We start from the raw sequence: 21,545 nt of genomic DNA on the forward strand, positions 1-21,545 counted from the left end.
GAGAGCCGGTGCGCCAGGTGGATCGGCAGCGGCATCAGCTCGGGCGTCTCGTCCGAGGCGTAGCCGAACATCAGGCCCTGGTCGCCGGCGCCCTGGGACGCCAGCTCGTCCTCGTCGCCTTCCACGCGCGCCTCGTGGGCCGTGTCGACGCCCTGGGCGATGTCCGGGGACTGCGACCCGATGGACACCGACACGCCGCAGGAGGCGCCGTCGAAGCCCTTCATCGAGGAGTCGTAGCCGATCTCCAGGATCTTGTCCCGCACCAGCTGGGCGATGGGGGCGTACGCGGACGTGGTGACCTCGCCCGCGACGTGGACCTGACCGGTGGTGATCAGGGTCTCCACGGCCACGCGGGCCGCCGGGTCCTTGTCAAGCAGCGCGTCGAGGATGGTGTCGCTGATCTGGTCGGCGATCTTGTCGGGATGGCCCTCGGTCACCGACTCCGAGGTGAACAGCCGTTTCGTCATGGGGCGCATCAGATCCGCGGCCGCTCCCGCCCGGCAAGCGGACTTGGCCGAGTCACGGAAGGTGCCGCGGATCCGACGCTGCTTGGTCACCTCACGCCACCGGGACACGGACCTTCTCGGCCTCCCGGACGGCGCGTACGCCCAGCAGGGACCGGTAGAGGAGGATCGCGGCGAGCCCGGCCGTGCCGTACAGCAGCCCCATGGCCAGGGAGGGGACGAACGCCCCCAGGGTGACGCACAGGGCGGCGGCGAGCAGGCCGATCCGGGCGTTGAGCGCGTACGCCGCCATGTACTTGGTGCGGGCCTCGGCGTCGATCAGGTCGGCCAGGAGCGCCTGCCGCACCGGGACGCTGGCGATCTCGCCGAAGGTGAGCAGGACCGCGGCGGCGATGAGGATCCAGCCCAGGTCGCTCACGGCCCAGACCATGTAGCCGAGGGTGAAGACCGCGATGCCGCCGTACAGCCTGACCCGCTCGGACACGCGTGTCAGCAGCGTCTTGGCGAAGAGGAGGAGGGCGACGACCAGGGCCGCGTTGACGGCCCGCAGGACTCCGAGGATCGCGACGCCGTCGACGTCGACGGTCCGGTCGCCCAGCGCCAGGAGCGTCTGCCGCGGGAACTCGCGGGCGAGGCGGACGGCGATGTAGTAGCCGATCTGCATCTCGACGGCCGCGATCAGCGCGGCCGCGACCAGCTGGCGGAGGAAGAGCCGGTCCCGGGCGACGGCGAGGTAGCCGCGCAGCATCGCGGCGGGCCCGGTCGCGACCGCCTTGCCGGTGGCCGGGGCGGTCTCGCTGATCCAGCGCCACATCACCGCCGTGGTCAGCAGGCACAGCGCCGCCGCGCCGGTCAGCAGCTGGAGGAAGTGGCCCTCGTAGAGGAAGCCGCCGAGCAGCGCGCCCGCGGTGAAGGCGAGGTTGATCGACCAGTAGTTGATCGTGTAGACGAGCGGCCGGTTCTCCGGGGTGGAGACGTCGACCATCATCGCGTCGGCGGCCGGGGTGGCCAGCTGCGAGCAGCAGGTGTTGAGCAGGAACAGGGCGAACGTGGCGACGCCGGACGTCCACCAGGGCGAGTTCGCCAGGGCGAGCAGGCCGAAGGTGAGGGTGGCGCCGAGCTCGCCGGCGACCATGACGGGGCGGCGGCCGTACACGTCGGCGAAGTGTCCGCCGAGGAAGTTGGAGGCGATGCCGGCCGCCGCGACGCAGACGGTCAGGACTCCGGCGACGGCGGGGCCGTACAGGTTGGCCAGGTGGATGACGAGGAGCGGCATCAGCATGACGGACAGCAGCCGCTGGACGAAACCGACGGCGATCCGCAGCCTGATGTTCGGGTGCAGGGAGCCCAGGGTCATCGCAGGCCCCGCGGGCCGGTGGCCTCGTCGACGAGGCGGCCGCCCTTGCCCCAGTGGTCCGGGGCCACGTCGCGGACGATGACGGTGACGGCGTCGTCCGGGCATCCGGAGACCCGGGTGACGACATCGGTAATGCCCGCCACCAGTTCTCTGCGGGCTTCTCGGTCATTGCCCTGCCACCAGTTGACGGTGATCACCGGCATGTCGGCGGTCCTTTTCTGCAGATGACGGTTCAAGGGCGCGAGCGCGGTGGGTCCGACAATCCCCGGAACGCCGGAGGGCAGGCAAGCGGGGGCCTCGGAAGAAGAGCGACTTGAACAAGTCGGACGGTTTCCCGGATCTTTTTCCCCGTGCGCCGGGAGCGAGTTGGTGAAGTCGCATCGCAATTCCTGGTCCTGTTGCCGTCGATTTCCGGCCGTGATGTGATCGGCGCCGTCCTGCCCGGCCGGTCCCGTCCGACCGCCGGGTTCTACTCCCGTGCCGGGACGGCGTATCGCGCCCGATGCCCGCGCGGCCAGCCCAGCACGGGAGCACAGGTCTCCTGACAGGTGCGGAAGGAATGCCGGTGTCCCTCTTCGACATACGCAGGATCGGCGGAAAGATCGGCGCGGAGGTGACGGGCGTCGACCTCTCCACCGAGTTGTCGGACTCCGTCTTCGGGCAGATCCACGCGGCGTTCCTGGAGCACAAGGTCCTGTTCTTCCGGGACCAGGACATCAGCGACGAGCACCAGCTCGCCTTCGCCGCGCGGTTCGGCCCGCTCACCCAGACGCACCCGATGATGCGGACGGTCGACGGCGCTCCCCAGGTCATCCCGGTCGACGGGGAGGACCAGCGTGCCGACCACTGGCACACCGACATCAGCTTCACCACCGCCCCGTCGCTGGGCACGACCCTGCGCAGCGTGGTGCTGCCCCCGTACGGCGGGGACACGATGGTCGCGAACGCGGCCGCCGGCTACAAGGACCTGCCGGCCGAGCTGCGCGAGATAGCCGACCGGCTCTGGGCCGTGCACACCAACCACGCGGAGCAGCCGCGGCTGGGGACCGACCGGGGGGACAAGGTCCGCGAGGCGTTCCTGGCCCGCCGGTTCGAGGCCGCCCACCCCGTGGTGCGGGTGCACCCGGAGTCCGGTGAGCCGAGCCTGTTCCTCGGCGGGTTCGCGCAGTGGCTGGTGGGCATGGAGCCGCGCGAGTCCCGGCCGATCATCGACGTGCTCCAGTCGTACGTGCGCCGGCCGGAGAACACGGCGCGCTGGACCTGGCGGCCCGGTGACGTCCTCATCTTCGACAACCGCAGCACGCAGCACTACGCGGTCAACGACTACGGGCGGCACCAGCGGGTGCTGCACCGGGTGTCCATCACCGGCGACGTGCCCGTGGGCCTCGACGGCAAGCAGAGCTACGCGCTGAAGACGGGCGAGTGAGCATGGAGACCTCTCCGTCCCACGGCCCGGAGGAGTTCGCCGCGCGGCTGCGCGGCCGTGAGCGCCTGATCGGCTACTGGATCGCCCTGGACAACCCGGCCGGGACCGAGCGGATCGCCGGGCTCGGCTACGACTACATCGGCGTGGACGGTCAGCACGGCGTGCTGCACCAGCCCGGGTGGCAGTCGGCGATGCTGGCGGTGGACGCCCGCGGGCGCTCCGCCGGGGTCATCCGGGTGCCGTCGCCGGACCCGGTCGCGATCGGGATCGCGCTGGACACCGGAGCGCGCGGCGTCGTCGTCCCGATGGTCGAGAGCGCCGAGCAGGCGCGGACCGTGGTGCGGGCCTGCCGGCACCATCCGGCGGGGACGCGCAGCCTCGGCGGGCCCGTCCGGGCCGAGATCCGCGTGGGCTCCGTGCCCGCCGAGATCGACGACCGGGTGGCGTGCGTCGTGATGATCGAGACGGCGGCCGCGCTGGAGGACCTGGAGGCCATCTGCGCGACGGAGGGCCTCGACGCGGTGTACGTCGGACCGGCCGACCTGTCGGCCGCGCTCGGCGCCCGCTGGTTCGGCGACCCGGCCGCCGCCGACGCGCTGGAGGCCGCGCTGGTGCGGATCACGGAGGCCGCCCGCCGGCACGGCATCGCCTGCGGCATCCACGTCCTGGACGGGGAGAGCGCCGCGAAGCGGCTCGCCGAGGGGTTCACCTTCGCCACCGTCTCCAGCGACATCACCCACCTGCAGCAGGTCGCCGCCGAGCATCTGTCGGCGGCCCGGGGCTCCGGCCCGGCCTGAGCGGGCACCGGACGAGGAGGGGAACCGTGACGACAGACGTGAGCACCCGGCCCGCGGGCGCCGCCGTGGCGCCGCCGGCCCGGTCGCTGGAGGACCTGGTGGGGCGCACGCCGCTGCTGGAGGTCCCGCTGCCGGGGCTGCCCGGCTCGGTGCGGCTGCTCGCCAAGGTGGAGATGGCCAATCCGCTGTCCAGCGTGAAGGACCGGGCCGCGCTGTTCATGGTGCGGGCCGCGGAGGAGGCGGGGCTGCTCCCGCCGACCGGGGGAACGGTCATCGAGTGCTCCTCGGGCAGCACCGGCATCTCGCTGGCCGCGCTGTGCGCCCGCCGCGGCCACCGGTGCGTCATCGTGATGCCGGACAACGCCACCGAGGAACGCCGTCTGATCCTCCGTGAGCTGGGCGCCGAGGTGCACCTCGTACCGGCCCAGGACGGCCTCATGGCCGCGTGGGCGTACGCGGAGGAGCTCCAGCGCGCCCTGCCCGGCTCGTGGGTCCCGCACCAGGACCGCAACCCGGCCAACGTGCGGGCGCACTACGAGACCACGGGCCCGGAGATCTGGGAGGCCACGCGCGGCCGCGTCGACGTCCTGGTGTGCGGGGTCGGCACCGGCGGCACGCTGACGGGCACGGCCCGCTATCTGAAGGAACGCACCGACCTGCACGTGGTGGCCGTCGAACCGGCCCGCAGCGCCGTGATGTCCGGGGGCGAACCCGGCCCGCACGGCATTCCCGGCATCGGCGCCGGCTACGTCTCGGACATCACCGACCTCTCCCTCGTGGACGAGGTCGTCGCGGTCCCGGACGAGGCCGCGGCCGCCACCGCCCGGGAGATCACCCGCACCACCGGCCTCACCGTCGGCGTGTCCTCGGGCGCCGCCGCCTGGGCGAGCCGCGTCGTGGCCTCCGACCCCCGCCGGGCGGGAGCCACCGTCGTCACCGTCTTCCCCGACAGCGGGGAGCGCTATCTGTCGACGGCCCGCTGATCCGTCGCCTCCTCACGAAAGACAGGCAGCCATGTGCCGGATCTTCGGCTACTTCAACGCGGTGGCGACGCCGCACGAGATGCGGACCGTCGCCGCCCTCCAGCGACACGGGGGCCCGGACGCGACGGGCACGACCCAGGAGCCCGGATGGGGCCTGGGCAACAACAGGCTCGCGGTCGTCGACCTGGACGGCGGCGAGCAGCCGTACGGCCGGGGCGGCCCGGTGCAGGTGGTGTTCAACGGGGAGATCTACAACCACGAGGAGCTGCGCCGCCGCCTGGAGGCGCGGGGCCACTCGCTTCCCGACCGCTGCGACGGCTCGGTCCTGCCCGCCCTCTACCTGGAGTACGGCGAGGAGTTCACCGAGCACCTCGACGGCATGTACGCGCTGGCGCTCGTCGACACGCGCGGTGAGGTGCCCCGGCTGCTCCTCGCCACCGACCACATCGGGATGAAGCCGCTGTACCACCGGTGGGACGCGGCGGACCGTTCCCTGCGGTTCTCCTCCGAGCTGCCGGCGCTGCTCGGGTTCGGCGGGATCGGCGACCGGGTGCGGGAGTCCGCCCTGGACGCGTACCTGTCGACCCGTACCCCGTTCGGTACGCGGACCATGTACGAGGACGTGGAGGTGCTGGAGCCGGGCACGACCTGGGTGTGCGAGCTCGGCGGCACCCCGCGCGTGCGGCGGCGGCCCGCCGACGTGTCCGGCAGCGCGGTCCGCGACGGGTTCACCGCGGCCCGGCGGGTCCGGCACACGCTGCGCTCCGAGGTGGGCCGGCTGCTCGTCGCGGACGTTCCGGTGGCCCTGATCACCTCCGGCGGCCTGGACTCCAGTCTGGTGACCGCGCTCGCGGCCGAACGCGGGCCGGTGCACACGTTCAACATCGCCTACCGGGGTGCCTGGCCGTTCGACGAACGGCACTTCGCCCGCGAGGTCGCCGAGCGCGCCGGGGCGACGCACCACCAGGTGGAGATCGACCCGGCCTCCTTCCCCGAGCTCCTCGAGGACACGGTGTGGCACCTGGGTCAGCCGAACGCCGACCCGATCGCCCTCAGTACGTTCGCCCTGTTCCGGGCGGTCCGTGACGCCGGCTTCACGGTGGCCCTGACGGGCGACGCCGCCGACGAGGTGTTCGGCGGATACGAACGGATGCGGGTCGCGGCGGAGCGGGCCGCCGTGGGCGCGGACTGGTCGCAGGGCTATCTGGACGCCCTGTCGGCGGCGCCCGCGGCGCTTCGGAACGGGCTGTACACCGAGGCCTACCGGGCTCATGTCGCCACGGATCCGGCGCTGCCCGCGGCGGCCCGGGACGATCTGCTCCACGGCCCCGGTACGGTCCTCGACCGCATCACCCGGTTCGAGCTGGACTACCGGCTGCCCGCCTATCACCTCCGCCGCGTCGACCACCTGAGCATGGCCTCGTCGGTGGAGGCCCGGGTGCCGTTCTGCCAGCGGTCGGTCGTGGCCCTGGGGCGGGCGCTCGCCGACCACCAGCGGATCCAGGGCGGTCACGTCAAGCGGACCCTCTACGCGGCGGCGGCCGGGCTGCTGCCGGAGCGGGTCCTTTCCCGGCCCAAGCAGCCGTTCACGCTGCCGGTGACGGCGATGCTGCGGCCCGGGACCTCGCTGTGGGAGTACGCCCGGGACCTCCTTGCGCCGGGCCGGGTCTCGGCCGCCGGGCGGCTGGACGGGCGGGCCGTCGACGCCCTGTTCGCCGCGCAGGCCGAGCGGCCCGACGACACCGCGTCGCTGGCCCTGTGGGCGCTGCTCGTGCACGAGGTGTGGGAGGAGCAGTTCCGGCGTTCCGTGCGGCGCCTCGGCGCGGCCGGTGTTCCGCCGGGCACGACGAGGCCGCTGGTGGTGGCGGCGTGATCGGGCACCTCGCGTACGCGTCGGGCAGTCCCTGTCCGACGTTCGTGCTGGACGCCGCGCGGCTGCCGCGCGACGAGGAGGCGCTGCTCGCGCACCTCGCGGAGGCCCGCCGCTACCTGGCCGACGCGGGCGGGGCCCATGTGCTGAAGATCGCGCTGGTCGAACCGTCCACGCATCCGATGTTCGACCTCGACTACCGCTTCGTGCAGGCGCTTCCGGGTGCTCCGGACCGGTTCGACCTGCGCGGTTCGTGCGGTCACTCGATCCTGTCGGCGGTGGTGGCGGCCTCGCGTTCGGGGATGCTGCCCCGTCTGGTGCCGGGTGGGCGGATCCGTGTCCAGGTCCTCAACAACGGGGACAGCGTGGTGTGCGAGGTCGACCGGGTCGAGCGGGACGGGGCCGGTTTCACCGTCACCTTCGTCCAGGCGTCCCCGGTTCCCTTCGGTGACCTGCTGCCCGCCGGCCTGCCCCGCACCACGCTGGAGGCCGGCGGCGGGCGGGTGGAGGTCTCGCTCGTCAACAGTGCCAACGCGTACGCGTTCGTGGACGCGCGCGCCCTCGGGGTGCCCGACCAGGCCGCCCTGTTCGCCGCGGGCGACGAGCTGCTCGGTCGGCTGGAGTCGATCCGGGGCGCCGCCGCCGACCGTCTCGGCTGGTCCCGTGACGGCGCCTTCCCCAAGATCGCGGCCGTGCTGCCCGCCGAGGGCGGCGGGCTCGCGGCCCGCGCCGTGACCGTGCCGCGCTGGCACCCGTCGATCGCCCTGACCGGTGTCGTCTGCCTCGGCACGGCGGTGCGGATCCCCGGCACCGTGCCCTGGAGCATCGCCCGCGAGAACGGGGCCGATGCCGGCCTGATCGACATCGCCACTCCCGGCGGGCGGACGGCCGTCACCGCGGTCACCACGGTCCCCGGGAGTGCCGGGGACGGGGGTTCCCTGCTGTGGGCGACCGTCGCGCGCAAGCACGTCACCTTCCAGGGGTCGTTCGTCCTGGCACCCCTGAGCCATCTGCAATTCGAGGAGGTCGCCCAATGTCTGGCTCTGTCGGGGGCGGCATGAGGCCGCTGCTGACGGCCGGGCTGCGCGCCCGGCTGTCCGAATCCGCCGACAAGACCGATCACGCCGGGGAGCCGGACCGTGAGGCGCTGGCGGCGCTGCGCGCGAGCGGCCTGCTCGGTACGGCCGTTCCGGTGCGCCACGGCGGCGCGGGCGGGGACGCCGTGGCGGTCAACCGTCTCGTCGAGGAGATCGCCCGGGTCAACCCCTCGGTGGCGATCATCGCGTTCCAGCACTTCGCCGTGAGCGCCCGGATCGCCGAGTGGGGCACCGAGGAGCAGCGGGAGCGGTGGCTGCCGCGGCTGGCCGACGGCACCTGGCTCGCCGCCTCCGCGTGGAGCGAGACCGGGGCCGGGGCGGCCAAGCGGAACCTGTCCAGCGGCGGCGAGCGTCTCGCGGACGGCCGCTGGCGGCTGGACGGCTCCAAGACGTTCACGACCGGGGCCGGGGTCGCCGACCTCTACCTGGTCCTGGTGCAGACGGCGCGCCCGGCCGACACCGGGACGGGATACGGGGCGGACGGCCAGACGTTCTTCCTGGTCGAGGCCGAGAACCCCGGGCTGGTACCGGATCTCGGTCTGGACCTCGCCGGCATGCGCGGCTCGGCGACCGGGCTGATCGCCCTGGACGGCTGTGTCGTCGCGGACGCGGACCGGCTCGGTCCGGACGGCGGGGCCGCGTCGATCATCGCGGGGGTCCGGGAGTCGGGTGCCAGCCTCGGCGCGGTGTCCGTCGGCATCGCCCAGGCCGCGTTCGACCTGGCGGTCCGTCACGCCCGGGGGCACGGCCTGCTGGAGCTGCCCGGCGTGCGGCACCGGCTGGTGGACCTGGCGACCCGCGTCGAGACGGCACGGGCCGTCGTGGCCGGGGCCGGTGCGCGGACCTCGGCCGATCCGGGCCTGACCACGCTGCACAGCAAGCTCCACGCGAGTGTGGCCGCCGAGGAGATCTGCCTCGACGTCGCGCGGACGCTCGGCTCGGCCGGGTACCGCGAGGGCGCGGCGATCGGGCGGCTGCTCGCCGACGCGCGCGGCATCGCGTTCATGGGGCCGACCAACGACCTGTGCCGGGATCTGGTGGCGGCGACGTGGACCGGCTGACCCCCGCGCCCGACCTCGTGGTCAGCGGCCGCAGGCTGGTGACGCCGCACGGGGTGCGCCCGGGCCATGTGCTCGTCGCCGACGGGCGGATCACGGCCGTCACCGACACCGACACGGCGCCCGCCTCGGCGGAGCGGCTCGACGCCGGCGACCACTACGTGCTGCCCGGGCTCATCGACTCGCACGTGCACTTCCGCACGCCCGGTCTGACGTACAAGGAGGACTGGGAGCACGCCAGCCGGGCGGCGGTCCGCGGCGGTGTCACCACCGTCCTCGACATGCCGAACACGGTGCCCCCGACGCTCGATCCGGAGGCGGTGCTCGACAAGGCCCGTCTGGTGGAGGGGCGTTCGCTGGTGGACCTGCGGTTCCACATCGGTCTCGACCCGGAGCGCCCCGAGCTCCTCGCGGACCTCGACCCGTCGGTGGCGACCAGTGCCAAGGTGTTCATGGCCGGCCACCACACGGCCCCCACCGTCGTCCGCGATCCGGCGGCGCTGGAGAAGGCGTTCGCCGCGGCGGCCGAGGGAGGGGTGCAGCTCGTCCTGCATGCCGAGGACGACGGTCTTTTCGCGCTCCTCGACGCCTGGTGGGGCGAGCCCGGCCACTATCTGGAGTACGAACGGCGGCGCCCCCGCACCGGCGGCATCGTCGCGGTCGCCAAGGTGATCGAGCTGGTGAGGCGGTACGGCACGCGGGCTCACATCCTGCACCTGTCGAGCGCCGAGGAGGCCGATCTGGTGTGCGCGGCGCAGGCCGCCGGATACCCGGTCACCTTCGAGGTCACCGGCCACCACCTGTCGTTCACCGACAAGGACACCTCCCGTCTGGGCGCCCGCACGCGGCTGTCGCCGTCGATCCGGGGGCAGGCCGACCAGGACCGTCTGTGGCGGGCCCTGGCGGAGGGGCAGCTCGCCACGCTGGGCAGTGACCACGCGCCGCACACCGTCGACGAGAAGACGCGCTCGGTCGCCGACTCGCCGCCGGGGCTGCCCGGCGTGCAGGAGCTGGCCGTCGCCGTGTGGACCGGGATGCGCCGCAGGTGGCCCGAGGAGGATCCGGACACCGCGGTGACCCGTCTGGTGCGGCACCTGTCGCAGGCGCCGGCCGAGCTGTTCCGGCTGCCCGGCAAGGGGCGGATCGAGGCGGGCGCCGATGCCGACCTGGTCGTCTTCGCGCCCGACACGCCGTGGATGTTCTCGACGCACGACGTGGAGAGCAAGTGCGGCTGGTCGGCGTACGAGGGCTGGACCTTCACCGGGCGGGTCGAGCGCACCCTGCGGGCCGGCCGCACCGTGTGGGACGCGGCCTCGGGGACCTTCGGGACGTACGACGGCCGTCTGCTGGGGGCCGCGGCCGGAACCTCCGGGGACAGGGCTTCCGCGGACGGCACACAGACGGCGGCGCTCGCCGCCCGGGAGGGATGACATGGCCAGGAGACGGTCCGTCGTGGTGGCGGGCGGCGGGATCGGCGGGCTCGCGGCCGCCGCGGGCATGGCCGCGCGCGGTCTCGACGTCACCGTCGTCGAACGGGCGAAGCGGATCAGCGCCGGCGGCTCCGGCCTCGTGCTCTATCCGAACGGGGTGCGGGCGGCCGACGCCCTGGGCGCGCGCGTCGGCGCCCGGCTGCGGGCCGTCGGGCACGTCACCCGGCGCGACGAGGTGCGGGTGCTGATGGACGCGTCCGGGACCGTGCTCGCGGAGGAGCCGATCGGCGCCGCCGCCGACATCCTGGGCGAGCCCCAGATCCCCATCCTGCGTTCCGCCCTGTACCGGCTGCTGCTCGACGAGGCGGTCAGGGCCGGGGCGGCCGTCCGCCTGGCGACCGCCGTCACGGACTACACCGGGTACCCCGGGCACGTCGCGGTGACGCTGTCGGACGGGGACGTCGTCGACTGCGACGCGCTGATCGGCGCCGACGGCATCCACTCGGCGGTCCGGGCCCGGATGCTGGGCGACGAGCCGCCGCGGTACGCGGGCTACACCTCGGTCCGCGGCCGGACCACCGGCTCCGTCCTCGGGCAGCACGGGTACGTGGTCAACGGGCGCGGCATCCAGCTGTTCGTCGCCCCCGTCGGCGGGAACACCCTGTACTGGACCGCCAAGATCACCGCACCGGCCGGGGAGTGGCCGGCCAAGGGAGCCGCCGGCGCCCGGCTGGCGCTGCTCGACGCCATGGAGGGCTGGCACCGGCCCGTCGTCGATCTGGTGCGCGACGCGGATCCGGAGGACGTCGTCGTCACCGACATCCACGACCGCGAGCCGACCCCGCGCTGGGTGGACGGGCGGGTGGCGCTCCTCGGCGACGCGGCGCACCCGATGGTCCCGGCCCTCGGCCAGGGCGCCAACATCGCGTTGGAGGACGCCGCCGTGCTCGCCGACGCGCTCGCCTCGGCGGCCGAGGTGCCCGACGCGCTCGCCGCCTACGCCCGCGAGCGCGTCGACCGGGCCGCGGCCGTGGTCCTCGCCTCGCGCCGTCAGGGCTCGCTCGACCAGGGGGCCGACGAAGAGGGCGAGGAGCAGCGCAACGCCCACATCCGGTCCGCCGGGCGCAAGGACGCCGACGTCGTCGACGTCCTCGGCTGGCGTCCCGGGACGCGGTCCCGCCGTCCGGAACGGGGCGCCGCGCCCACCCTGATGACCACCGTCCGTACCAAGAAGGAGGCCACCACCATGGCACCGCACATCGTCCTGATCAGCGGCTCACTGCGCCTGGGGTCCACCTGCGACCAGGTGGCCGAATGGTGTGCCCAGCGGTGCGCCGAGCAGGGTGCGTCCGCTCGCGTCTTCACCGGCGCGGAGATCGACTTCCCCGCGTACCGGCCCGGACTGGCCGGGTCGCATGCGGCCGTGGCCGGCTTCCTCGGCGAACTGCGCGCCGCCGACGGCGTGATCCTCGTGTCGCCGACGTACCACGCCACCGTCTCGGGGCTGCTGAAGAACGCCCTCGACTACGTCAACGACATCGGCGGGCCGGTGCCGTACCTGGAGGGGCGCGCCATCGGCACGGTCGCGGTCGGCGCGGGCACGCAGGGCGCGGTCTCGACGCTGACCACGCTGCGCACCATAGGCCACGCGCTGCGGGGCTGGCCGACGCCCGTGGGCGCCGCCGTCTCCCAGGTGCCGCCGCAGCCGTCCGTCGCCGACGAGCCCGGGCCCGACGCGGCGCGGCTGATCGAGATGGTGACCCAGGTGGTGTGGCTGGGCGGCGCCCGCGACAGCGCCATGGCGCATGCCCTGGGTGCCGTCGCCTGATCCGTCCGGCACGGATTCCGTCATCGCAGCAAGACAGTCTCGAACACACCGCGCGTGGACGCGCGGTGGCAAGGAGTGGTTCATATGACCCCGTCCGCTGAATTCCATGTCCTGCCCGTCGGGCTCGGGCCCGTGTGGCGTGACGCCAACGTCCGGTCCGGCCCGTCCCTGGACAGTCCGGTGATCCGTCTGCTGCTGCCGGACGCGTCCGTCGCGTACCGGGCCGAGGGGTGGTCACTGGGTGACGAGGTGGTGGAGGACCAGCACCGTGACGGTGTGATCACCAGTTCGGTGTGGTTCCGGCTGGCCATCGGCGGCTGGTCCAGCGCCGTCAACTTCGAGCCGGAGACGGTCGCCGAGGTCCTGGCCGCGCCCGCCCTTCAGGGGGCCGAGACCTCCTGAGGGGGGAACGGGGTGCGGTGCCGCCGCCCACCGGGGGACGTCGTCCCCCGGTGGGCGGTCGTTTTGCGGGCGCCGTCCGTCAGGCCTGTGACGGGGCCCATCCGGCGGAGTCGCCCGTGCGGGCGTCCGCGGCGGGCGCGGCCGGTCCGGCGGGCACGGCCGCCGCGACCCACGCCGCCGACGCGACCACGGCGGCGGGCGCCGCGAGTACGGCGGACGCGGCCAGGGCCATCCAGGCCTTGGAGGCCGCCCTCGGCGCGAGGGGCGTGCGCGGTTCCCCACGTGTCGTCATGCCGCCACCGCCGTCGGGTCGGAGGCCCAGGCCCGGAGACGGACCCGGTCGTACTTGCCGCTTCTCGTCCGGGGGAGGGAGGCGAGGACCTGGACGGTGCGGGGGCGGGCGTGCGGGGGAAGGCGGCGACAGGCCTCGGCGACGCGGCCTGCGACGGCGGCCCGGTCGTCGTCGGAGCTCTCCACGAAGGCCCAGACGGTGTCGCCGCGGTCGCCGCGGCGGACGCCGACGACCGCGGCGTCGACGACTCCGTCCGCGGCCCGTACGGCGTCTTCCACGACCGTGGGGGCGACGGTCTCGCCGTGGACGACGAGGACCTCCTTGACCCGGCCGCCGACGGTGAGCCAGCCGTCGGCGGTGACCGCGCCGGTGTCACCGGTGCGCAGCCAGCCGTCGGCGGTGAACGCCGCGCGGTCGAGGCCGCCGGTGACCGGGTCGAGGTAGCCGAGCATCAGGCTCGGGCTCGCGATCTGGATCTCCTGGCCCGGCCCGGCCGGGCGGGCGCGCACGCCGTCCAGGAGGCGTCCGACGGTGCCGCGGCGCAGGTCGTCGGGGGCGTTCAGGGCGACGTTGGGTCCTGCCTCGCTGAGCCCGTAGCCGTCGTGCAGGGGCGTGCCGGTGGCGGCGAGGAAGTCGTCGTACAGGGCGGGGGTGAGGACGTCGCCGCCGCAGCCGCGGATCCGCAGGCCGGCGAGGAGCAGGGCGGTGTCGGGGTCCTTGGCGGCCTCGGCGGTGAGCATCCGGTACATGCTCGGCACGCCGTCGAGGGAGGTGATGCGCTCTGCCGCGAGCCGGGTCAGGACACCGCGCAGGTGGAAGCCCGACTCGGCGTACAGGTGGGCGCCGGTGGTCCGCCACACCCGCAGCACGCTGTAGCCGTAGGCGTGGCGCAGCGGCAGCGGGAGCAGCAGCCGGTCGTCGGCCGTGACCCGCATCCGGGCGGCGGTGGCGCGGGCCTGGTGGGCGAGGGCGGCGGCGGACACGGCGACGGCCTTGGGGTCGCCGGAGCTGCCCGAGGTCCAGAAGACGGCGGCGGTCTCCTCGGGGACGCCGAGCGGCCGCGCGGCCGCGGTGACGAGGGGCTCTCCGGAGCCGGTGGAGCGGACGACGGCCGCCGGGGCGATGTGGCGTGCGGGGGTCGCGCCGTCGAGCAGCAGGGGCGCGTCGGCGGCCTCGGCGGCGAGCGCGGCGACGACGGCGGTCAGCGGGTGGTCGGAGGCGAGGGCGGCGGCGCGTCCGGGTCCGGCGCCCGCCGCGGCGAGTTCCCCGGCGGTGCGGGTGACGAGCCGGGCCAGCCGGGCGGGCGGGACGTGTTCGCCGTCGACCGTCAGCAGCGGCTGCCGGGGGCTCATGCGGCGGCCTCGGCGTGCGGGGCGGTGTCGAAGACGCGGCGCACGCCCACGGGGACGTCGGTGTCGCGGACCGGCACCGTGATGACGGTGGTGCGGCCCTCGGCGTGGGCCTCGGCCGCCGCGTCGAGGGCCGCGGCGAGTTCGGCGGCGGTGGTGCACCGCACGGTGTGCCCGCCGAGCGCGCGGACGGCCGCGTCGGTGTGCGAGGGCGTGGTGAAGCGGGTGAGGGTGTCGGGTGCCCGTTCCTCGGCGCGTACGAAGCGGGGCCAGCCGTAGCCGCGGTTGTCGAGGACCAGGACGGTCAGGCCGAGGTCGAGCTCGGCGGCGGTGGGCAGTGCGGCGAGGCCCATCTCGAACGCGCCGTCGCCGCAGACGAGGACGGTGCGCCGGGACCGGTCGGCGAGCCCGGCGCCCACGGCCGCCGGGAGGCCGAAGCCCACCATGGTCTGCTCGCCGGGGGTGATCACCCGGGCCCGGTCGCCGACGGACACCACGGGGTGGTGGTAGCCCCACATGTCGTGCAGGCCGTTCTCCTGGACGAGGGTGGCGTCGCGGCTCACCGATTCCTGGAGCAGCCGCAGCGCCTCGGACACGGTCAGCTCCGGGCCGTCCGCCGCGGCGGCGGTGTGGCGGGCGCGCATCTCCTCGCGTACGGCGGTGACGGCGGCCCTGCGGGTCGCGGCGGCCCCGGTGCCCGCCGGAGGGGCGGCCTCCAGGGCGTCGGCGAGCTGGCCGGCCACCACGGCGGCGTCGCCGAGCAGTGCGACCTCGGGTTCCAGGACGGTGAGGAAGACGGCCGGGTCGACGTCGACGTGCACGAGGGTCTTGTCCTCCAGGCCCTCCCATCCCATGCGGGCGGTCTCCTCCAGGCGGGAGCCGATCGCGAGCACCACGTCGGCGTCGGCGAGCAGGCGGTCCGCCGGGGGCGTGGTGTAGAGGCCGACCAGGCCGCAGGCCAGCGGGTGCTCCTCGTCGAGGACGCCCCGGCCGGCGGCGGTGGTGAAGACGGGGGCGCCGAGGAGTTCCGCCAGGCGCCGGACGGCGGGTCCGGCGCCCGCGGGCTTGCAGCCGCCGCCCGCGACGACCACCGGCAGCCGGGCCGACGCGAGCAGTGCGGCGGCCCGGCGCACCTCCTTGGCGTCGGCGGCGAACCTCAGCCGCCGCACCGGTGGGGCGGGCCGCGGTTCGGGGGCGGGGGCCCGCAGCACCTCGTCGGCGATCTCCACGAGCACCACGCCGGGGGCGCCGTTGACCGCGAGGTGGACGGCGCGGCGCAGCGCCCAGGTCAGCTGGCGCGGGTCCTCCACGAGGAAGTTCCACTTGGTCAGCGGCGCGGCCATGGCCGCCTGGTCGGTGTGCTGGAAGCCGCCCCGGCCGATGCCGAGGGCGGGGACGCGGGTGGTGACGACGACGACCGGGGCGCCCAGCGAGGAGGCCTCCAGGAGGCCGGTGAGGGCGTTGGCGAAGCTCGGTCCGGAGTTGACGGCGAGGACGGCGGGCCGCCCGGAGACGGCGGCGTGCCCGATCGCCGCGCATGCTCCCGCCCGCTGGTCCCGTACGCCGATGACGCGCAGGCCGGGCACGGTCTCCGCCGCGTCCATCAGACCGGGCTCGTCGGAGGGCAGCCCGATGACGACGTCGCATCCGGCGTCCGCGAGGGTCCCGGCGGCGACGTGCCAGGGATGGTTCTCGGTGGTCACGCTCACGACTGGTGCTCCTTGACGGGATCGTGGGGACAGGAAGGGGCGGACGCGCGCGGGACGGCGCCGTGGCGGGAGGCGACCGGGCCGGGGGCGGCCTTCACGGCCGTGCCCGTGCACCGGCCTCGGCGGACAGCAGCAGGGGGCGGCCGGCGGCGGTGCCGCCGCGGCGCACGCTGCCCGCCCGTGGCCCGTAGCCGCCGAACGGCCGGTTGCCGTCCTCCACGTCGAACGTGATGCGTTCCTCGCAGACCACGCTGGTCCCGATGCGCGTCGTGCCGGCGAGGGCCGGTTCGCCGAAGACCGAGACGTACATGCCGCGGGCGGTCTCCTCGGCGGAGCGCAGCCAGCGGACGAGCTGCCGGGGGTCGTCGTACTCCATGGTGAGGACGACCGGGGAGAAGAACTCCGGGGGGTGGAAGGCGTCCTGCCACGGCAGGTGGAGCGAGGTGGGCTCGACGACGCGTCGCGCCACGTCCACCCGGCCGCCGTGGACGAGGGACTCGCGGTGTGCCGAGAGGAATCCGGCCGCTTCCTCCACCGCGTCGGGGTAGACGAGCGGCGCGACCCGCGTGGCGGGGTCGCGGCGGTCGCCGACGCGGATCCCGGCGAGGGAGTCGGCGAGCCGGGGCACGATCTCGCGGACGAGCGAGCGGTGGACGAAGACGATGTCGGGGCACAGGCAGTCCTGGCCCGAGTTGTACAGCCGGGCGTCGAGCACGGTGCGGCAGACGGCGTCGGGTTCGGCCTCGGGGCCGACCACCACCGGGTTGGGCCCGGATCCGAAGGTGAGCAGCAGGGTGTCGCCGGGCAGGCGGGCGGCGACCTCTTCGCCGTTGTCCGGCCGGCCGGTGAAGACGACGGCGTCGGAGCGGGCGCAGTCGGCGAGGAAGTCGCGCTGGGAGGCGGGGGCCATGACGATCCGTCCGCCGCCCAGCTCGCGCAGGTGCGGCCCGAGGATCTCGTGCACGGCCATGGCGGCGGGCGCGACCCGGGCCGACGGCCGGATGCGGACCTCGTCGCTGTAGAGCGACGGGATCACCCCGAACAGGACGTAGGAGTACAGCAGGTTGTTGGACGGCAGGAAGGTCGCGAGCCGGCCGAGTCGGCGCGGGCTGTTCCGCAGCAGTTCCCAGGGGGCTCCGGAGAGGGCGCGCAGGGAACGGAAGTGTTCGTCGGTGGCGGCCTGCGCGGTGGCGACGCGGGTGAGTACGGAATGCAATTCGTGCCGGTGTCGCTGGAGCACGTCGACAATCCCTGGAACGAGGGCGTCCGCAGCCCCGGGGAACGGTCCGGGAAGGGGTGCCGGCCAGTCCGTGGAACTGTCGGGGAACGCCGTCTCCGGTCCTGCTCCGATGACACCGCTGCGCATGTGCGTACCCCCTTGCACCTGCCCGTGTACGTCGGGCGCGGGGGGTCAGCGTCTCCTGCGCCGAAGCCGTCGCGCATCTCGGTCCGTGCTCTCTTCCGAACCGCTCGATTCCACTGCGCATTCTCGGAGAACGACGCCGGATCGGCGGCCAGTAGCATCCAGGACTACGCCGGGACATCCCCCGTACCGGCGCCGGAATCCAGACGGCCGGTGAGAGAGAGGAGCAGCGCCGCGAAGAGAAGCGAATTCTGTTTCGGCGCATTCCCTTCCGCGGTCGTTCTGGATTCCGGATTTCTGGTTCCGGTTCCGGCGCTGCGCGGGGAGGACCTGCCCGCGCTCGTCCGAACCCGGCCACAGCCGACGCCGCCGACCCGGCACCGGCACGAGAACCGCTCCGGCCCGACCGCCGGAGCCGACTCCCCCAGGAAAGGGGGGCACGACACATGACCCCGCACGGACAACTCGCCATCCGACGACCGGCCGACCTCCCGCTGGACAGCCTGGTCCGGCTGGTGCGCTCCTACGAGGAGAACATCACGGGAGTGGCCACCTGCACCCGGGAGGACATCCTTCTGGAGACCAGCCGTCCCGCCTACGCGGAGAACAGCTGGTGCCTGACCGGCCCCGGCGACGAGGTGCTCGCCTGGGCGGCGCTGACCCCCTGCGGCGACCTCCTGGACGCCGCGCTGACCACTCTTCCGGGCCGGCACGGCGAGAGCGCGGCACGCACCCTGCTGTGCCTGATGCTCGACCGCGCCGACGAGCTCGCCGTCGAGCGCGGCAGGCCGTACGCCGTCACCGTCGGCGGTGTGCTGCACGGCGACTCGGTGGTCCCGTCCGTCCTGAAGGAGGCGGGGTTCGTCCGCAGTGCCTCCCTGGGGCGGTACGACATCGATCTGACGGTCCCGCTGCTGCCGCCCCTGCTTCCCGACGGCGGAGTCGTCCGGCGGGCCGGAGCGGAGGACGCGGACGTCCTGCACGCCCTGCACCTGCGCAGCCTGTCGAAGGGCCCCAAGGCCGAGGAGCCGGCCGCCTTCCGCGCGGGGCTGCGGCGGCTGCGCGAGTCCGGTGGCGTGGCGCTGCTGCTGGAGGTGTCCGGCCGTCCGGTCGGCTACGCGCTGGCCCGGACCGACGCCGGAGAGGGCCGCGTCCTGGATCTCGGTGTCGCACCCGCCTTCCGCGGGCTCGGCATCGGCCTCGCCCTGCTCACCGCCGTCCTGGCCGAACTGCGCGGTCTGGGCGCCACCCGGGCGCTGGTCACCCTGGACTCGGGCGACCTGAACGATCACGAGGTGCTCGGACACGTGCTCCGCGTTCAGGGCGCACGCGTCGTCACCCGCTTCCTCAGGACCGACACGGACTGACCGACCGACGCCCGCTCCCCGTACGGACGCCGACCGGAGACCCACCGGACACGGGCGGCACTCCCGACCGAGTCCCGCCCCCGACATCTGACGCAACCATACCGACCCGCCACCGTGCCGAAAGCCGTCGGCGCCCCGTCGGCCCTTCTTCGTGAAGTCGCCGCCGCCCACGGACCTTTCACCCGCCCGTCCAGGCCGATCGGTACCAGAACGGAGCCCCTCATGACCTCCACAGGCGCAGCCGGACGGCTGCTGATGGTGATGCCCTACAGCCAGTTCGTCCGCAAGGCCGCCGAGGCGGGCTTCGAGGTCTGGGCGATCTGGGACCCGGCGCTGCGCGAGCGGGAGTACCTCGACGAGGTCGCCGAGCGCGCCCAGGAGCTGCTGCTGACCGACTTCTCCGACGAGGCCGGCCTGCGGGCGCTCATCGCGGAGACGGTGCGCGCCCACGACATCGGCACGGTCCTGCACCTGGGTGCCGAGGAGTCGATGCCCCCGGCCGTCGCCGAGGCCGAGGCGCTCGGCGTCTCCCCGAACCCGGCCTCCGCCGTCACCGTCCTCAACGACAAGGCCGCGATGCGCGCGCTCCTCGCCGAGCACGGGCTCTCGGTCGTCCGCGCGGAGTCCGCCGGGACCGTCGAGGAGGTCACGGCCGCCCTGGACCGGCTGCCGCTGCCCGTCGTCGTCAAGCCCGCCCGGGCCTCCGGCAGCCGCGGCGTCGCCCTGATCCGCGACGCGGCGGACCTGGAGGAGTGGACGGACCGCGTCACGGAGGGCGGTCTCGCGGGACCGTACCTGGTGGAGGAGTACCTCCAGGGCCCCGAGTTCAGCGTGGAGACCCTCTCCGCCGACGGTGTGCACCACGTCATCGGCATCACGGCCAAGCACACCACCGGCGCCCCCTTCTTCGTCGAGACCGCGCACGTCCACCCGGCCCCGCTCGGGCAGGACGAGCGGACCGCGATCCACGCGGTGGTGACCGGGCTGCTCGACCTGGCCGGCTACCGCTTCGGCCCCGCGCACACCGAGGTCATCCTCACGCCGCGCGGCCCGCGCATCGTCGAGTCCCAGACCCGGCTGGGCGGGGACCGGATCCCGCTGCTCATCGAGACCGCCTCCGACTACGACATCGAGGCGGCGATCTTCCGCACCCTCGCCGGGGAGCCGGTCGAGCCGCCGGCCCCCCGGCACACCGCGTCCGTCGGTTTCTTCTTCTTCCCCGCCGGCCGGCTGGAGTCCGTCGAGGGCCTCGACGCCGTCCGCGCGCTGCCCTACGTCCAGGCGGTGCACTTCCCCTTCTCCCCCGGGGACGAACTGCCGCCCACCACCAGCTCGTTCACCCGCCACGGCTACGCGGTCGTCGACGCCCAGTCCCCCGCCGAGGCCGCCGAGCGCGTCGCCCGCGTCCGCGGACTGCTGCGCGTGGACGTCCGCGAGGCCGTGCTCGCCGCCCCGAAGGGATCCCTCTCGTGAGCAACGCCAAGACCGTCCTGCTGATCGGCGGCGTCGACGCCCATGTGGAGCGCTTCACCGCGCTCGGCGTCAAGGTCGTCCTGATCCAGCACCCCGACAAGGTCACCGAGTACCAGACGCGCGCCGCCGACGTGCTGCTCGTCGTCGACTACACCGACTGGGACGTCGTGCGGCCGTTCGCCGAGGCCGCCCGCGCGGTCTACGGCGTGGACGCCGTGGTCTCGCTCACCGAGCCCGGTCTGAACCCGGCGAGCCGGCTGGGCGACCTGTTCGGGCTGACCGACGGCCACCGCTACGAGGTGAGCCGCCGCATGCGCGACAAGTGGCTGATGCGCCGCCATCTCGCCGAGCGGGGCCTCCCGGTGCCCCACGCCGCCCTGGTGGAGGACCGGGCCTCGCTCGACGCCTTCGGCGAGCGGGCCGGCTTCCCGTTCATCCTCAAGCCCGTCTCCACGACCGCCGGCTTCGGCCTGCTGCGCGCCGAGGGCCCGGAGGACCTGGACCGGGTGTGGGCGCGCGTCCAGGAGCTGGACGGCGGCCGGACCGACCGCGGCTCGACCATGTTCACCGTCGACGGCTTCCTGATGGAGTCCTACATCGACGGACCGGAGTTCAGCGTCGAGGCCCTGAGCTTCGCCGGCCGCCACGTCGTCGTCGCCGTCACCGAGAAGCTGACCGCGGAGGAGCACTTCGTCGAGCTCGGGCACGCCGTGCCCGCCCGGCTGTCCGGCCCCGACCGGGAGCGGCTGACCGGCGCGGTCGAGGAGTTCCTGACCGCCATGGGCGTCACGGACGGTCCCAGCCACACCGAGATCAAGCTCTCCTCGCGCGGTCCGGTCGTCATCGAGTCCCACAACCGGCTGGGCGGGGACAACATCGTGGAGCTCGTCGAGGCGGCGTACGGCGTCGACATGATCGCCTACGGGGCCGCCTGGCCGCTCGGGCTCACCGAGCCGCTCGCCGGGGCACCGGCCCCGAAGGGGGCGGCCGTGATGCGCGCCGTGCTGCGCGAGCCGGGCACCGTCACCGCGGTGTCGGGGGTGGAGGAGGTGCGGGCCCGGCCGGACGTGCTGGCCGCCCAGGTCTCCGTCCGTCCGGGCGACACCGTGCGTCCGCTGAACGACAACTGGGACCGCCTCGGCAGCGTCGTCGCCACGGCCGCCGACACCGACAGCGCGGTGGAGCTGTGCGAGCGCCTGGTGCGCGAGGAGATCCGTATCGACGTCGAGCCGGTGGCCGCGGACACGCCGGCCCTGGCCGCCTGACCCATGGCCCCGCGG

Annotated in this window: 19 protein-coding genes; 12 read left to right on the forward strand and 7 right to left on the reverse strand. The window is 74.3% G+C overall.

Annotated features, from left to right (window positions below; genetic code table 11):
- The 3 genes from ACH4TP_RS37165 to ACH4TP_RS37175 all read right to left on the reverse strand — a co-directional run.
- Nucleotides 1–467, reverse strand: a 467-nt coding sequence (locus ACH4TP_RS37165; protein ID WP_398440337.1) for an S-adenosylmethionine synthetase N-terminal domain-containing protein, incomplete at its 3' end; no start/stop codon positions are given.
- Nucleotides 468–558: 91 nt separating this feature from the next.
- Complete coding sequence (locus ACH4TP_RS37170; protein ID WP_389238462.1) at nt 559–1,821, reverse strand: MFS transporter; 1,263 nt, start codon at nt 1,819–1,821, stop codon at nt 559–561.
- Nucleotides 1,818–2,024: a 4-oxalocrotonate tautomerase family protein gene (locus tag ACH4TP_RS37175; RefSeq protein ID WP_389238464.1), complete on the reverse strand. Its 207-nt coding sequence runs from the start codon at nt 2,022–2,024 to the stop codon at nt 1,818–1,820. Before ACH4TP_RS37175 ends, ACH4TP_RS37170 begins: the two co-directional genes overlap by 4 nt.
- A gap of 362 nt (nt 2,025–2,386) precedes the next feature.
- On the opposite strand from ACH4TP_RS37175, the gene ACH4TP_RS37180 reads away from it, so the two are divergent.
- The 9 genes from ACH4TP_RS37180 (at nt 2,387) to ACH4TP_RS37220 (ending at nt 12,712) form a co-directional block, all read left to right on the forward strand.
- Nucleotides 2,387–3,247: a TauD/TfdA dioxygenase family protein gene (locus ACH4TP_RS37180; RefSeq protein ID WP_389238466.1), complete on the forward strand. Its 861-nt coding sequence runs from the start codon at nt 2,387–2,389 to the stop codon at nt 3,245–3,247.
- Between the two features lie 2 nt (nt 3,248–3,249).
- Nucleotides 3,250–4,044, forward strand: coding sequence for an HpcH/HpaI aldolase/citrate lyase family protein (locus ACH4TP_RS37185; RefSeq protein WP_389238468.1), 795 nt, complete (start codon nt 3,250–3,252; stop codon nt 4,042–4,044).
- Nucleotides 4,045–4,070: 26 nt separating this feature from the next.
- Nucleotides 4,071–5,027, forward strand: a complete 957-nt coding sequence (locus ACH4TP_RS37190) for a PLP-dependent cysteine synthase family protein (RefSeq protein WP_389238470.1) — start codon at nt 4,071–4,073, stop codon at nt 5,025–5,027.
- 31 nt (nt 5,028–5,058) lie between these two features.
- On the forward strand, nt 5,059–6,900 hold the full coding sequence (gene asnB, locus ACH4TP_RS37195) for an asparagine synthase (glutamine-hydrolyzing) (protein WP_398191991.1): 1,842 nt from the start codon (nt 5,059–5,061) through the stop codon (nt 6,898–6,900).
- Nucleotides 6,897–7,958, forward strand: a complete 1,062-nt coding sequence (locus ACH4TP_RS37200; RefSeq protein ID WP_398440338.1) for a PrpF domain-containing protein — start codon at nt 6,897–6,899, stop codon at nt 7,956–7,958. Before asnB ends, ACH4TP_RS37200 begins: the two co-directional genes overlap by 4 nt.
- Nucleotides 7,955–9,055: an acyl-CoA dehydrogenase family protein gene (locus ACH4TP_RS37205; protein WP_389238532.1), complete on the forward strand. Its 1,101-nt coding sequence runs from the start codon at nt 7,955–7,957 to the stop codon at nt 9,053–9,055. The genes ACH4TP_RS37200 and ACH4TP_RS37205 overlap by 4 nt, the downstream gene beginning before the upstream one ends.
- Nucleotides 9,043–10,482: a dihydroorotase family protein gene (locus tag ACH4TP_RS37210; protein ID WP_398191987.1), complete on the forward strand. Its 1,440-nt coding sequence runs from the start codon at nt 9,043–9,045 to the stop codon at nt 10,480–10,482. Before ACH4TP_RS37205 ends, ACH4TP_RS37210 begins: the two co-directional genes overlap by 13 nt.
- 1 nt (nt 10,483) lies before the next feature.
- Entirely contained in the window at nt 10,484–12,310 is a 1,827-nt protein-coding gene (locus ACH4TP_RS37215) for an NAD(P)H-dependent oxidoreductase (protein WP_389238478.1), read from the forward strand.
- A gap of 84 nt (nt 12,311–12,394) precedes the next feature.
- Nucleotides 12,395–12,712, forward strand: coding sequence for a hypothetical protein (locus tag ACH4TP_RS37220; RefSeq protein ID WP_389238480.1), 318 nt, complete (start codon nt 12,395–12,397; stop codon nt 12,710–12,712).
- 79 nt (nt 12,713–12,791) lie between these two features.
- Here ACH4TP_RS37220 and ACH4TP_RS37225 read toward each other — a convergent pair whose 3' ends face one another.
- The 4 genes from ACH4TP_RS37225 to ACH4TP_RS37240 form a co-directional block, all read right to left on the reverse strand.
- Entirely contained in the window at nt 12,792–13,004 is a 213-nt protein-coding gene (locus ACH4TP_RS37225) for a hypothetical protein (protein WP_398440339.1), read from the reverse strand.
- Nucleotides 13,001–14,356, reverse strand: coding sequence for a class I adenylate-forming enzyme family protein (locus tag ACH4TP_RS37230; protein ID WP_398440340.1), 1,356 nt, complete (start codon nt 14,354–14,356; stop codon nt 13,001–13,003). The genes ACH4TP_RS37225 and ACH4TP_RS37230 overlap by 4 nt, the downstream gene beginning before the upstream one ends.
- Nucleotides 14,353–16,062 carry a thiamine pyrophosphate-binding protein gene (locus ACH4TP_RS37235; RefSeq protein ID WP_398191983.1) on the reverse strand — a complete coding sequence of 570 codons (1,710 nt, stop codon included), beginning with the start codon at nt 16,060–16,062 and terminating at the stop codon, nt 14,353–14,355. The genes ACH4TP_RS37230 and ACH4TP_RS37235 overlap by 4 nt, the downstream gene beginning before the upstream one ends.
- A 94-nt stretch (nt 16,063–16,156) precedes the next feature.
- Entirely contained in the window at nt 16,157–17,302 is a 1,146-nt protein-coding gene (locus tag ACH4TP_RS37240) for an aldehyde dehydrogenase family protein (protein WP_398440341.1), read from the reverse strand.
- A gap of 569 nt (nt 17,303–17,871) precedes the next feature.
- On the opposite strand from ACH4TP_RS37240, the gene ACH4TP_RS37245 reads away from it, so the two are divergent.
- From ACH4TP_RS37245 to ACH4TP_RS37255, 3 genes are all read left to right on the forward strand, one after another.
- Nucleotides 17,872–18,792, forward strand: a complete 921-nt coding sequence (locus tag ACH4TP_RS37245) for a GNAT family N-acetyltransferase (RefSeq protein ID WP_398440342.1) — start codon at nt 17,872–17,874, stop codon at nt 18,790–18,792.
- A 222-nt stretch (nt 18,793–19,014) separates the two neighbouring features.
- Nucleotides 19,015–20,265 carry an ATP-grasp domain-containing protein gene (locus ACH4TP_RS37250; protein ID WP_389238492.1) on the forward strand — a complete coding sequence of 417 codons (1,251 nt, stop codon included), beginning with the start codon at nt 19,015–19,017 and terminating at the stop codon, nt 20,263–20,265.
- Nucleotides 20,262–21,530, forward strand: a complete 1,269-nt coding sequence (locus ACH4TP_RS37255; protein ID WP_398440343.1) for an ATP-grasp domain-containing protein — start codon at nt 20,262–20,264, stop codon at nt 21,528–21,530. The genes ACH4TP_RS37250 and ACH4TP_RS37255 overlap by 4 nt, the downstream gene beginning before the upstream one ends.
- Nucleotides 21,531–21,545 lie beyond the last annotated feature (15 nt).

The organism is Streptomyces sp. NPDC021012, from assembly GCF_044333355.1.
Taxonomy (GTDB): Bacteria; Actinomycetota; Actinomycetes; order Streptomycetales; family Streptomycetaceae; genus Streptomyces.